This is a genomic window from Photobacterium sp. R1, assembly GCF_054600795.1.
In genome coordinates, this window is the sequence record NZ_BAAHZP010000007.1 from 171,342 (window position 1) to 184,186 (window position 12,845).

The 12,845-nt window shown below is 51.5% G+C and carries 13 protein-coding genes; 6 read left to right on the forward strand and 7 right to left on the reverse strand.

Translation table 11 applies throughout. From position 1 onward, the window contains the following. The first annotated feature begins 10 nt into the window (after positions 1 to 10). From ACYP03_RS13555 to ACYP03_RS13575, 5 genes are all read left to right on the forward strand, one after another. Positions 11 to 679, forward strand: a complete 669-nt coding sequence (locus ACYP03_RS13555) for an SDR family NAD(P)-dependent oxidoreductase (protein ID WP_459780384.1) — start codon at positions 11 to 13, stop codon at positions 677 to 679. Between the two features lie 161 nt (positions 680 to 840). Continuing rightward, entirely contained in the window at positions 841 to 1,587 is a 747-nt protein-coding gene (locus ACYP03_RS13560) for a helix-turn-helix domain-containing protein (RefSeq protein WP_248140439.1), read from the forward strand. 124 nt (positions 1,588 to 1,711) lie between these two features. Continuing rightward, entirely contained in the window at positions 1,712 to 3,787 is a 2,076-nt protein-coding gene (locus ACYP03_RS13565) for a VIT and vWA domain-containing protein (protein WP_459780387.1), read from the forward strand. A 242-nt stretch (positions 3,788 to 4,029) separates the two neighbouring features. Further along, on the forward strand, positions 4,030 to 5,727 hold the full coding sequence (locus ACYP03_RS13570; RefSeq protein ID WP_248140440.1) for a BCCT family transporter: 1,698 nt from the start codon (positions 4,030 to 4,032) through the stop codon (positions 5,725 to 5,727). Positions 5,728 to 5,787: 60 nt separating this feature from the next. After that, on the forward strand, positions 5,788 to 6,159 hold the full coding sequence (locus ACYP03_RS13575) for a hypothetical protein (protein ID WP_248140441.1): 372 nt from the start codon (positions 5,788 to 5,790) through the stop codon (positions 6,157 to 6,159). 95 nt (positions 6,160 to 6,254) lie between these two features. Here the strand turns inward: ACYP03_RS13575 and ACYP03_RS13580 are convergent, their stop codons facing one another. The 6 genes from ACYP03_RS13580 to kynA all read right to left on the reverse strand — a co-directional run bounded on the left by ACYP03_RS13580 (position 6,255) and on the right by kynA (position 11,293). Further along, on the reverse strand, positions 6,255 to 6,962 hold the full coding sequence (locus ACYP03_RS13580; RefSeq protein ID WP_459780390.1) for an MliC family protein: 708 nt from the start codon (positions 6,960 to 6,962) through the stop codon (positions 6,255 to 6,257). Beyond that, positions 6,959 to 7,348: a MarR family winged helix-turn-helix transcriptional regulator gene (locus ACYP03_RS13585; protein WP_459780392.1), complete on the reverse strand. Its 390-nt coding sequence runs from the start codon at positions 7,346 to 7,348 to the stop codon at positions 6,959 to 6,961. Before ACYP03_RS13585 ends, ACYP03_RS13580 begins: the two co-directional genes overlap by 4 nt. Before the next feature lie 105 nt (positions 7,349 to 7,453). Then, entirely contained in the window at positions 7,454 to 8,317 is an 864-nt protein-coding gene (locus tag ACYP03_RS13590) for an AraC family transcriptional regulator (RefSeq protein WP_459780394.1), read from the reverse strand. A gap of 207 nt (positions 8,318 to 8,524) precedes the next feature. Continuing rightward, positions 8,525 to 9,766, reverse strand: coding sequence for a kynureninase (kynU, locus tag ACYP03_RS13595; protein ID WP_459780396.1), 1,242 nt, complete (start codon positions 9,764 to 9,766; stop codon positions 8,525 to 8,527). Positions 9,767 to 9,792: 26 nt separating this feature from the next. Then, positions 9,793 to 10,422, reverse strand: a complete 630-nt coding sequence (kynB, locus tag ACYP03_RS13600) for an arylformamidase (protein WP_248140446.1) — start codon at positions 10,420 to 10,422, stop codon at positions 9,793 to 9,795. After that, entirely contained in the window at positions 10,415 to 11,293 is an 879-nt protein-coding gene (gene kynA / locus ACYP03_RS13605; protein WP_248140447.1) for a tryptophan 2,3-dioxygenase, read from the reverse strand. Before kynA ends, kynB begins: the two co-directional genes overlap by 8 nt. A gap of 149 nt (positions 11,294 to 11,442) precedes the next feature. On the opposite strand from kynA, the gene ACYP03_RS13610 reads away from it, so the two are divergent. Continuing rightward, a complete protein-coding gene (locus tag ACYP03_RS13610) occupies positions 11,443 to 12,315 on the forward strand; it encodes a LysR family transcriptional regulator (protein WP_459780568.1) in 873 nt (290 codons plus the stop codon). On the opposite strand, the gene ACYP03_RS13615 is transcribed toward ACYP03_RS13610, so the two are convergent. After that, a complete protein-coding gene (locus tag ACYP03_RS13615; protein WP_459780399.1) occupies positions 12,263 to 12,763 on the reverse strand; it encodes a GNAT family N-acetyltransferase in 501 nt (166 codons plus the stop codon). The genes ACYP03_RS13610 and ACYP03_RS13615 overlap by 53 nt on opposite strands. Positions 12,764 to 12,845: the final 82 nt, after the last annotated feature.

Below are 12,845 nucleotides of genomic sequence, written 5' to 3' on the forward strand. Positions count from 1 at the left end.
AAGGTAAGCAATGATCCTCATTACCGGGGCCAGCAGTGGACTGGGCGCTGCGCTGGCAAAAACTTATGCTCAGGATAAGCACACGTTAACGCTGACAGGCCGTCATGATGAACGGCTGCATGAGGTGGCTCAGGCTTGTCAGCCTGCCAATATTTGTACGCTGACTGCAGATCTTTCTGATCCCAAAGCAGTCACCCGGCTTTTTGACCAGCTCCCCGCGACACCGGAAACCATCATTTTCTGCACCGGCAGCGGCCACTTTGGCACGATTGAAAAACAGGATCCCGAAGCAATTGCCCGGCTGATACACAACAACCTGCTGTCTGCAGCCTATTTCCTGCGTGAAGCCGTGATCCGCTATCGCAATACTCCGCTAACCATGGTGATGGTGATGTCTACAGCAGCGCAAACCGCAAAAGCCGGTGAATCGACCTATTGCGCCGTGAAATGGGGCGTCAGAGGATTGATGGAATCCGTCCGGCTGGAACTGAAAGATAAACCCATGAATCTGGTGGGCGTCTACCCGGGCGGCATGGCAACCGATTTCTGGGCCACCAGCGGGAAAAGCATGGATCTCAGCGGCTTCATGACAGCAGATGAAACAGCAAACATGCTGAAAAAATCTCTGCATCATGCCAACCATGGTTATATCTCGGACATCACAATCAACCGTTACTGATTCCCTCACTTTTTCAGGGAACAGTTTCCAGGCATCAGCCAGTCATCCTGGCTGGCTGACGCCCTGTGACCTGTGACTCAAGACACAACCGCGCCAAACTCTGTTTGCATACAATCGGTTAGCATTGTTGAATTACATTTCGCCCCACAAGAGAAAATTACATGTCCGAATGCTACCAACTGGTCTCTGAACTCAAAAAGCAACTCAAATTACATGGCGTTCAATATCAGGACATCGCCCGTACTCTGGCACTGAGCGAAGGCTCGGTGAAGCGGTTACTGGCAGATGGCAGCAGTATCAGTCTGGAGCGGCTGGAAAAAATCTGCCAGCTCATGGGTATGGACATGGCTGAACTTTTTCAGCTAACTGCGTCAAGTGAGTCCGGGTTGCAATCGCTGACCCATGAGCAGGAAAAACAGCTGGTTGAAGATAAAGCGTTACTGCTGGTGGCCGTCTGTGTGCTGAACGGCTACCGCTTTGCCGACATTCTGGAACAGTATCATTTTTCAGCCCCGGAACTGATTCAAAAGCTGGCACAATTGGACCGGCTCAGGATTATTGAATTACAGGCAAATAACCGCATCCGGCTGAAAATCTCCCCGTCCTTTTCCTGGCTTGCCGGCGGCCCGATTCAGTGTTTTTTCCAGCAGCAGGTCCAGAAAGAGTTTTTTGCCAGTCACTTCAACGACGACGGCGAAAAACTGGTGATGACAACCGGGCTCATGTCGCTCCCGAGCAATCAGAGAATGCAGCAACGCCTACAGAAACTGGTCAGCGAATTTTATGCGACCTGCCGGGATGATGAGAACCTGAGTATGGATGCCCGACACGGGACGTCCATGATTCTTGCGATTCGTCGCTGGCAGTTTCCTCTGTTCGATGAATTCCATCCGGCACCAAAGTCATAACCTGTGTCACCTCAGGTCTCATGAGAAGTAACCTGTAATTTAACGCTGTTCGATTCTATCAAGTTCCGCCAAGCTTCCCTGCGTACACATTGTGGTCTGACCGCGAACTGCATAGGAGGCACTCATGTCACACAATCGATCACTCGCAAACATTGCAAAGAACATGCTGTCCGTATTTCTCTTCATTGCTGTCGTTTTTGTCTGTCCGGCAGCTTTGGCCAGCGGCCTGCTGAAACCGGTGCAAAGCCAGTATCAGGATTTAAAGATTCAGTCCCATCACGTCAGTGTCGTGATTGAAGACGGCTACGCAACCACCAGTATTGAGCAGGAATTCTTCAACCCGAATGATACCGAACTGGAAGCCCTCTACACTTTTCCCGTTCCGAAAAAAGCCGTTGTCGGTGAATTCATATACTGGATCAACGGCAAGCCTGTCATTGCCGAAGCAGTCGCGAAAGACAAAGCCAGGGCAATCTACAACGAACAGAAAGATCAGGGGAGCGCAACCGCTCTGACGGAAAAGAACAGCTTCAAAACCTTTGAAATGCGAGTTTTCCCGGTTCAGCCGCAGCAGCAGGTCAAAGTGAAGCTGGTGTACGTGCAGGATGCACTTCTGGATCACGGTGTCGGACGTTACGTTTATCCGATGGAAGAAGGTGGTGTGGATGAACAGGCAGCGTTTTTCTGGACACGCAATGATCGGGTCGAAGAAGCATTCACGTTCAATGTCACCGTCAAGTCGGCTTATCCGGTCGATGGCCTGCGTTTGCCTGCCCACCCTCAGGCGCTGATCAGTCAGTCCCAGCAAGACGGGCAAACGGTCTGGTACAGTGAAATCACCAATCAGTCGCAACAGCAAACAACTGAAGCAAACGAAGCTCAAGCGGTCAACAGTCCTTTCAGACTGGATCAGGACATCGTGGTTTACTGGCGGCTGAAAGACGGATTGCCCGGTCGTCTGGATATGATTGCCTATCGCGACCCGCAACGCAGTTCGCGCGGCACGGTCAAACTCACATTCACACCGGGTGATGACTTAGGCGTCATTTCGCAGGGTCGCGACTGGACATTCGTGCTGGACAAATCCGGCTCCATGACCGGTGACTACAGCACACTGGTTAACGGGGTTGAGCGTGGCCTGGATAAACTGCCAGCCGACGATCGTTTCCGGATCATCATGTTTGACGACAGTGCCCATATGGCAACCAAGGGCTTTTTACCAGTCACGGCAGAGAACATCCAAAACGCCATCGCCTCAGTGAACCGGTATCAGCCAGACGGCGGTACCAACTTATATGAAGGCATTGAAAGCGCCGTCAGCCATCTCGACGCTGATCGCCCGTCCGGCATCGTGCTCGTCACTGATGGCGTGGCCAATGTCGGGACGACTGCGAAGCGTGAATTCCTGAAACTGATGCAAAAATACGATGTGCGCCTGTACACCTTCATCATGGGGAACAGTGCCAACACGCCGCTGCTGGAGCCGATGACCAAAGTCTCAAACGGGTTTGCGATTTCAGTGTCTACCGCCGATGACATGCTGGGTCATCTGATGAACGTTACCAGCAAGCTGACACATCAGGCCTATCGCAATGTGCAGCTTGACATTGATGGCGTCAAAATCAAAGACCTGACCCCGGCACAGATCAACAGCTTATATCGGGGTGAACAGTTGACAGTGTTCGGCCATTATTTTAAGCCCGGTCAAACCCGCATCACGCTTTCCGCCACAGTGAACGGTCAGAAACGTGAATACAAAACCGAGATCAATTTGCCTGAAAGCGCTATGATGAACCCTGAAATTGAACGGCTGTGGGCTTTCTCTGCCATTCGCGATCTGGAAGATCAGATGAACTATCTGGAACAGAAAGACAGCGATATGGAGCAGGCGATTGAATCCCTGGCGGTCGAATATGGCCTGCTGACCGACTACACGTCTCTGCTGGTGGTTGAAGATGAAGTCTTCGAACAATTGGGCATCAAGCGCCAGAACAAACAGCGGGTTGAAAAAGAGCAGCTGGCACGTCAGCAACGCGGGCAGGCCAATGCCGTCCCAACCCAGGCGGATCACGCTCAACCGATGTTTCATCAGTCTGCGCCCAGTTATTCTTCGGGCAGCGGCGGCGGCAGCCTGAACGGATTTGCCCTGCTTGCTCTGCTGGGCTTCACCGCGTGGCGAGTCAGACGACATCAGGGATAACCTCAGAAATTACACGTCTCTCAAGAAGCCAGCCCTCACTGGCTTCTCGCTGCTCATCTCCGGCCAAACTCACCTTTGAAGCATCAATCCCTGGTCACTCAACTATAATCAGCACTCAACTAAAGCTTTTTCTGACGGGTACTTTTCTTTTCATCGGCTCAGAACCTGCATCAAACATCATCAGGAATGTGCCGAAAAGTGGCCGCAACGGAGATTCCCCCCAAAAAAATGCGGAGGTTCAGATGTCCTCGACCAAATTCAATGACATCATTGATAAACCAACTTTTTTTGGTTCTTTATTTTTACTTTTCGCCGTCACTCTTCCTTTAATCTTTTTCCCGGATACCGGTGCCGCCTGGGTCCGAAATGCAAAAGATTTCGTGACCGATCAACTCGGTGTACTCTACCTGATCCTCGGCCTTGGCGCTTTCATCTTCATGGTTTACGTGATTTTCAGCGACATCGGGCAAATCAAGCTGGGTACACCGGAAGAGGATCCGGAATTTTCCACCCTTTCCTGGGCCGCGATGCTGTTCTGTTCCGGGATTGGCGCTTCAATTTTGTACTGGTCGATGATCGAGTGGGCCTATTACTACCAAACGCCCCCTTTTGATATTCCGGGAGAAACCCACGAAGCCGCCAAATGGGCTGTCACTTACGGCATCTTTCACTGGGGGCCCCTGGCCTGGTCGATTTATCTGATCCCTGCCCTGCCAATCGCCTACTTCTACTACGTCCGAAACCATAGTGTGCTGAAAATCAGTGAAGCGCTGATGCCGGTGCTGGGTGATGAACGGGCCCGAGGCTGGCTGGGGAAACTGATCGATGTGTTCTTTATCTTCGGGATGTTAGGCGGCGGCGCCACAACACTGGGCCTCGCAGCACCGCTGATTAATCAGGGGATTCATGAACTGCTGGGTGTTCCCAATAACCTGTATACCCAAATCGTAGTGCTCATCATCTGTACTGCCATTTTTGGTTACAGCGCCTATGCCGGGCTGAAAAAAGGGATTCAGATGCTCTCGAACATCAACATGTGGCTGGCCGTCGGCATTCTGCTGTTTATTTTCATTACTGGCCCAACCCTCTTCATGCTGAATACCGGGGTGGATGCACTCGGCAGGATGATCAATAACCTGTTTGAAATGGCAACCTGGACTGAGCCATTTGCCCAGTTCCGGCAGTTTCCGGATACCCACTTCCCGCAGGACTGGACCATTTTCTACTGGGCCTGGTGGCTGGTCTTCGCACCCAGTGTCGGCCTGTTTATCGCACGTATTTCCCGGGGACGCACCATTAAAACCATGGTTGTCGGTTCTATTTTTTACGGCACACTCGGCTGCTTCCTGTTCTTCATGATCATGGGTAACTACGGCATCTACCTCCAGCTGTCAGAAAAATTAGATGTGATTACCATTCTGAATCAGGAGGGTGCCACCACGGCAATTTTTGCCATGCTGCACACGCTCGCATTGAGCAAACTGGTGATCCTGGCATTTACCATTCTGGCCGTGATCTTCACAGCCACCACATTTGACTCGATTTCTTATATTCTCGCCGCCGTGGTGCAAAAAGAAATTGATGAAGAACCGGCTCGCTGGAACCGGCTGTTCTGGGCATTCGCACTTTCCGTGATGCCGATTACGCTGATGTTTCTGGGTGGGCTGGACACCCTGCAAACCGCCAGCGTCATCGGTGGCGTGCCCCTGCTCATCGTGGCATTGCTTTTATGTGTCTCCATCATCCGTGCTGCGCACTTTGATCTGCGTTATCAGCCTGACTTCGAAGATAAAGAAATCTATATCGAAGAGCTGCCCGAGGATGACCCCTGGACCGAAGACGGCTCCTGGGATCAGGAAGCGCCGGAAGAACACGGGGTTTCTCATGACGACAAACCGCATGACGAAGGCGATCCCGACAGTCACCCCTCAAGGCTCTGACATGAAATTGCAATTACAGGGGCCGAATCCCTGCGGCCCTATTTACACACGGAGAGCAACATGCGTCTTCTGATTGGAATGATCGGTGTTTTCATTTCAGGGATGGGACTAATTCTGGCCGCAGAACCGAGGCTGATTCTCGATTTTCTGGCCCATCATAAAAAACAGCTCTGGCTTCAGATTGTCGCCGTCGTCGCACGCTTACTGATCGGCTACCTCCTGATTGAATATGCAGACCAGAGTGACTATCCATTGCTGGTGGCCGCTTTAGGCTGGATTGCCATTATTGCCGCACTGTTTTTAATGACCCTGGGCAGAGCGAATTTTAAAAAGCTGATCAGCTGGGCGGTAGAACTGAGTGAAATTCAAGGACGAGCAGGCGGTGTGTTCACTGCTTTGTTTGGCGCCATTCTGGTCTATATCGCGCTGTGAATAGAGATCAGACAGTACACCCGGACAGAACAGCCAGAGAGAATCGGCCGCCAGAGAAAATAAGTCACAGCAAATCTGTATTTCCAAGCCCACTGCTATTGATAGGCTTTACATGTCAGGGCATGGGTGCCGTAACCCCAGGTGACCTTCACCTCTCCCTGATGCTCCCACAAGCTTTCATTGCGTCCGACATATTTTGTCCCACTGCCGCTTTCCTGCAGAAACATCAGTGACACGCGGTCGCCGCGTTCGGCAATCAAGGATGGCGGGTCTGTCGGATAGTAAGTTGCAATGACTTCACTGCCCGGCTGATCCTCGCACCGATAAAACACGGTCTGTGTTGCTTTAATCAGCGCGTATTTCGCCTGCAGCTCTGCAATCCGGCGCTGGTATTCCTGCTCGACACATTGATGTTGAGCATCAGCTTTCCAACATTCATTCCGGCCTTTTATCCAGCCTCTTTGCTCCGCTTTCAACACCGGGGGGTGCTCATTCGTCGCTTTTGCTGTTGCTTGCTGATACACATCCGCCAATTGGTTATCCAGCGCAGACAACCTTTCATCCTGACAAATCATCGCTTCAATACTGCCGGCTCGAACAGCACTGCAATCAAATGAAGGCTGAGCCGATTTCGCCTGCGTATACATCAGCACGCCAGTGGCTATGACACTGAAAACGACCCAGCCGACTTTCACTTTTTTCACGTTTTCCGCCTCCGGCGCTGAACTGCCTGTTACAAACTCAACTATAGGCAATAGAATTTCATCCGTCAGAAAAGCATTCAGCACCGGCAGCGGATTCATTTCAATTTACTGAGCAGGCCCGTCATCTGGTTCAGCTGGCTTGTAGTCATCCCTTCAGCCATCGCTTCAGCACCATGGTTAAAACTGACCAGAGCATCCTGGTAAATCTCTTGTCCGGTTGGTGTGAGTTTCACCAGGCTGACTCTGGCATCCCGGCTGTTTTTCTCTTTCTCCACCAAATGGTTTTTCTCCATTGGATTCAGCAGCCGTGTCACACCAGATGCCGTTAAACCCACCGCTTCCGCCAGTACTACCCGGCTCATTGACTGGCCTGCAGTTTCACTGAGCTGATGCAGTACAAAAAATTCAGACACACTGATCCCGTGAGCACTGAGCTTCCGGTCAATATTTTTCATCAGTTTGGTTTGGATTAAAGTCAGTTCCATAAATAGCTGACCCTGCGGACTCATTGCAGACATAAACACCTCGATATAATCAATACTTGATGAATCAAGTATTGATCAACAATTGGTGTGTTATCAAGCAATTTTTTATTTCAGGGGCAGATAAATATCTGTCACCGCTTCATGCTCCGCAACATCCGGAAAAAAGCGGACACGTTCAAAGATCAACGGAAAATCTGCCAAAGATTCTCCGCTTTCGGGAAACCACCGGCCATACAACGCCTGTACGACAGGTGCCAGGCACTCATCTGAGCCAATGTGTCTGACTCTGGCATACCGCCCGGTCGGGATCGTTTTACTGACGATTCCGGCAGCGTCATCCGCCATTGAGTGCTTGACCTCAGCGGCTAGATCAAACCGGTATTCATCTGCCGGTGTTGCTTCCGGATCATCGTAAAGCAGGTTGAACGTCCGGCTGATATCGGGCCGCAGGCCAACTGACTTTCGCCAGGCAATAAAACGCTGGATGCTTGCCCCAAGAGTGACAGGGTCACCTTTGTGTTCAAATACAGCAAGCTGAATTTCGGGGAATTCGACAATTTCTGTTTCTGGTAATTTATCGGTCATGTTCTTTTTCCTGACATTCGAAAGTGGTTGTTGCAATGTCTGCCAGTATTCCCAGTCAGGATTTGCCTGAAATGTCGTGGGGCTCTGACCAAATACCTGCCGGAATGCCCGGGAGAAAGATTCCGCATTTTGATAACCTGCCGTAAATGCGATGTCCGTGACGCGATGTTCTGGCCGATATACCAGTTGATAAGCCGCACGTTTGAGGCGGAGCTGCCGGATATACCCATTCAATGGCATGCCCAGCATTGATGAAAATAAACGGTGAAAATGAAAAGGCGATAAACAGGCAACCTCGCTTAACTGCGCCAGTGCCAGCGATTGCTCCAGGTTTCTGTCGATCTCGTCCAGCACCCGGCTCAACGTTTGATGATAATCAGTCATGATTTTCTCCGGTCATCCGAGCCACCATCATACAAATCTTCCCCGCGGTATGCCTGACCATTCTTGCGCTCATTCAGGATACTCTTCAGGCATCAACAAACAAGCCGGGGCCTCTCGGCACCCGGCTGTTCACAACTACCAGTCTCGTAACAATTTACAGGCCGATGATTCATCAGCGTTCTTATCATCGCGTTATGAAAAGACGTCTCAGGTCACTGCGGTCAGTTTTTTAAATTCTGCCTTATCCCACAGGCCATGAGTCATGATGTCCGCCAGCACATCGACACAATCCCACAAATCGACATAGCGAACATAAAGCGGCGTAAATCCGAAACGCAAAATATTTGGCGCCCGGAAATCACCGATGATATTGCGGGCAATCAACGCCTGCATGATGGCAAACCCCTGTTCATGGGTCAGAGAGACCTGACTCCCGCGCACTACCGGATCTTTGGAAGAAACAATCCCGAAACCAAACTGGCCGCACCGCAATTCAATCAGCTCCATAAACAACTGCCCCATACGCAGCGATTTTTCGCGGATCAGGTTCATGTCAGCAGAGGCCATGATATCGACGCCCACTTCCAGCAAACTCGCGCCGACCACAGAGGTGGTACCACACAAGGTTCTTTCAATCCCTGGTGCAGGCTCATATTCGTCGCGCATGGCAAATGGATTCGTGTGACCAAACCAGCCGCTCAGCGGTTGTTCCAGATGTGCCAGATGACGTTTCGCGGCAAACAGGAAACCCGGCGCACCCGGGCCGCCGTTCAGATACTTGTAACCGCAGCCCACTGCAAAATCGGCACCCACCTGATTCAATGCCACTGGCACCGCGCCGGTGCTGTGGCTGAGATCCCAGATGATCAGTGCGCCTTTTTCATGGGCCTTGGCCGTGATTGCCGCCATATCGAACATCGCACCGCTTTTGTAGTGCACATGAGTCAGCACCACCACGGCGGTCTCTTCATCAATCGCGTCCATGATGCGGTCGCGCGACTCTGTGACCAGGCGTACCTTGCCATCCATGAAACTTTCCAGGCCCTGCAGAATATATAAATCTGTCGGGAAGTTACCGGGCTCAGACAAAATTTTGCTGCGACCGTCATTCAGTTTGACCGCTGCGGCAGCCAGTTTGAACAGATTCACCGATGTCGAATCGGCCACGATCACTTCGCCCGGTTCAGCCCCAATCAGACCGGCGATCTTGTCCCCGACACGGCGCGGAATATGAATCCAGTCATGGGTGTTCCAGCTGCGGATTAAGCCTTGACCCCACTGTTCTTCCACCACTTCCCGGGCTTTTTCTTTTGCGGCTTTCGGCAAGACGCCCAGCGAGTTCCCGTTGAGGTAAATATGGCCTGCCGGCAGCTCAAACTGCCCGCGATATTCAGCCAGCGGATCAACCTGATCCAGCGATTCAAAATAGGCTCTGTCCAGTGTTTGCATGTGACTTTACTCCTTGAAATGATGCCTTACACCACACTGCGCAGCAGTGCCCGAACCGGAGACGCATCCAGCGCATCCAGCTTCAGTGGCGGTGCAATCAGCTCGTAATCGCCCGGGGGCACATCATCTAAAACCAGCCCTTCCAGAATCGCCATCCCATGGCGCCTGACGGCATGGTGCGCACGCATGGATTTAGACGTCTGCGGATCCAGTGACGGGCTATCAATCCCAATCAGGCACGCACCCCGTTCTGCCAGTAAATCGATGGTTTCCGCAGCCACCGCCGTAAAATCAGTAACCCATTGGTTGTGCGGAAATTGCGAGTAGGTTTTCAGAATGACCCGCTCAAGCTGATCCGGCAACTGGCTGATGATGTCCTGCGGTTTCACCCACCCAACCGCCTGAGTTGCATCCACTACCACGCAGGGGCCGATGTAATATTCCAGGCTGACCGCTGCCATGGTTTTCCCTTTGGCATCATAATGAACCGGCGCATCCGCATGCGTGCCCGAATGGGTCGACAGGGTAAATTGACCGACATTCACCGGACATTCGGCACTCATTTCCCAGTGAAAATGCGAAGAAAACTCGGTATCTCCGGGCCAGACTGGCAAGCCTTTTCGCAACGTTTGCGAAATATCCCAAATCTTAATCATGTTTCGGCCCTTCAATCGACGTACGGACCGACCACAACTCAGGGAAGAATTGCAAATCCAGCGCTTTGGTCAGATATTTCACCCCGGACGTACCGCCCGTTCCGCGACGATAGCCAATGATGCGCTCCACGGTTTTCATGTGGCTGAAGCGCCATTTCTGAAAATTGAATTCCATGTCCACCAGCTTTTCTGCCAGCTCGTACAGATCCCAGTATTCGTTACTGTGGTTATAAATCTGAGCCCAGATACGCTCAACGGCCTCACTGGACTGATAGGGCTGTGCGAAGTCACGATTGAGATGGGAATCCGGCACGTCAAATCCGCGATCTTTCAGCAACTGCAGGGTGACGTCGTAAATACTTGGCGCATGCAGCACAGTTTTCAGATGATCATAATATTTCGGATGAGCGCGATGGGCCTGAATCATGGCTTCGTTCTTGTTCCCCAGCAGGAATTCCAGTTCGCGGTACTGATATGACTGGAACCCGGAGCTCTGCCCCAGCTCATCGCGGAAACTGGCATAATCTGCCGGCGTCATCGTCGCCAGTACTTCCCAGGCATTCAGCATCTGAGACTGAATCCGTGTGAGGCGACTCATCATCTTGAACGCCGGACGAAGTTTATCCTGACGGATGTTCTCAACCGCCGCATAAGCTTCATGCAAACACAGTTTCATCCATAATTCAGAAACCTGATGGATGATGACAAACAGCATTTCATCATGTTGTTCCGTGACCGGGTGCTGGCAGGATAACAACGGCTCCAGGGCAAGATACTGGCCATAGCTCATGTCCTGATCCCAATGCACTTTCTCATTGGCCAGATCCACTTTCAGCTTTGGCGCGTCCTGTGCCTTATCCACTTCACTCATAGCATATGTCCTTATTATCAGAGGTCACTTAACCTTTCATTAACAAGTTTACGAAACGCTTTTTTGCCTGTAAATTTCATAAAATAATCAAAATCCATTCATTTTTTTCATACGATATGGCGACAAAAATCAGTACCCGTCACTTACAAATGGTTATGGCTGTGGCAAAAGCAGGCAGTGTGTCAGAAGCCGCCAGCGAAATCGGGCTCACTCAGTCGGCGCTCAGCCACCGGATCCGGGAAGCAGAAAGATTGCTCAATACCGAGCTGTTTTACCGGCAACATAAAAAACTGATTCCGACTAGCGCGGGCCAGCGGCTGCTGTTATCCGCATCCGTCGTGCTCAGTGAGCTGGAAAGGGCTGAAAATGATATCGATAAGCTATCGGTCGGTATTGAACATGTCATTCGGGTCGGCAATGAAGTGTTCGGGGGATATCACTGGCTGCCCCCTTTTATCAAACAGTTTGGCGAAACATATCCAAGCTATGCCGTCGAAATCATTCCGGATGTTTCCCTTGACCCGTTTACCGCGTTACGCAATGGCACGATTGATCTCGCGATTGTTTCCGGCACGATTACCCAAACCGGATTCCGCACTTTCAAATTGTTCCGGGACGAAATGGTAGCTGTCATGCCCGACCATCACCCGGATGCCGGCAAAACCTGGCTCACACCGCAGGATATCGCCTCAAATACTTACATTACCTACCATACGACACCCGGACCCGGCCGGGAGTATGAGCAATTGTTCAGCCCAAACCAGCTGCTGCCCCCTAAAGTGATTCGTGCTGGGGTGACAGAGGCGGTTGTTGAATTTGTCAGAACGGGCACAGGCATCACCATTATGCCGACCTGGGTTGTCAAACCTTATCTGAAGGGCGGCGGTTTAAGCACCGCCAAAGTGACAAAACAGGGCCTTTACATCCATTGGCAGGCCCTGATCCGAAAGGATGAACGCCCAGATTCACCTATTGTGACTTTTGCGAAAGCGCTGAAGAAGAGCGACCTTCAGGCGCTGTAGTCTCCGGCACGGCAAACGACAAAGGCTGATAGCGCAGGCCTGCAAGTTCAGCAGGCCCGCCATTTTTCTGAAAGCCCTGAGATTCATAAAAAGAGACCGCATTCAGTGAGGAACGCACCGTCAGCTCCGGATGCCGACAATATGGCAACAGTGACTGCAACAGACACCGGGCAATCCCCTTGCCCTGCCACTCCGGTAAAACAAAAAGCATGGACAAATGGGCGCCCTGTTTCAGTTCAGCCATGCCTGTAATCACATCCTGTTCTTCATACACCAGCATGAGATTGTCTTCCTGAAGACGCAGCAACAATGCTTCCTTCGATGCAACTTTGAAAAAAGTCTGAATCCCTGCCGGGCGCAAGCTGGTCGCAACACAAGCCATAAACGATGCTTTGACCAACGCTTCAACCTGTCCGACATCATCAGCTGTCATCTGCCTGATTGCCATCCGCATACTCCCCCCTCAATTGAAAATCCGGTTTCAAACCCTGTGCTGACTTGGTTTCTTTTCTCTATCAGGTCTCTCTCCG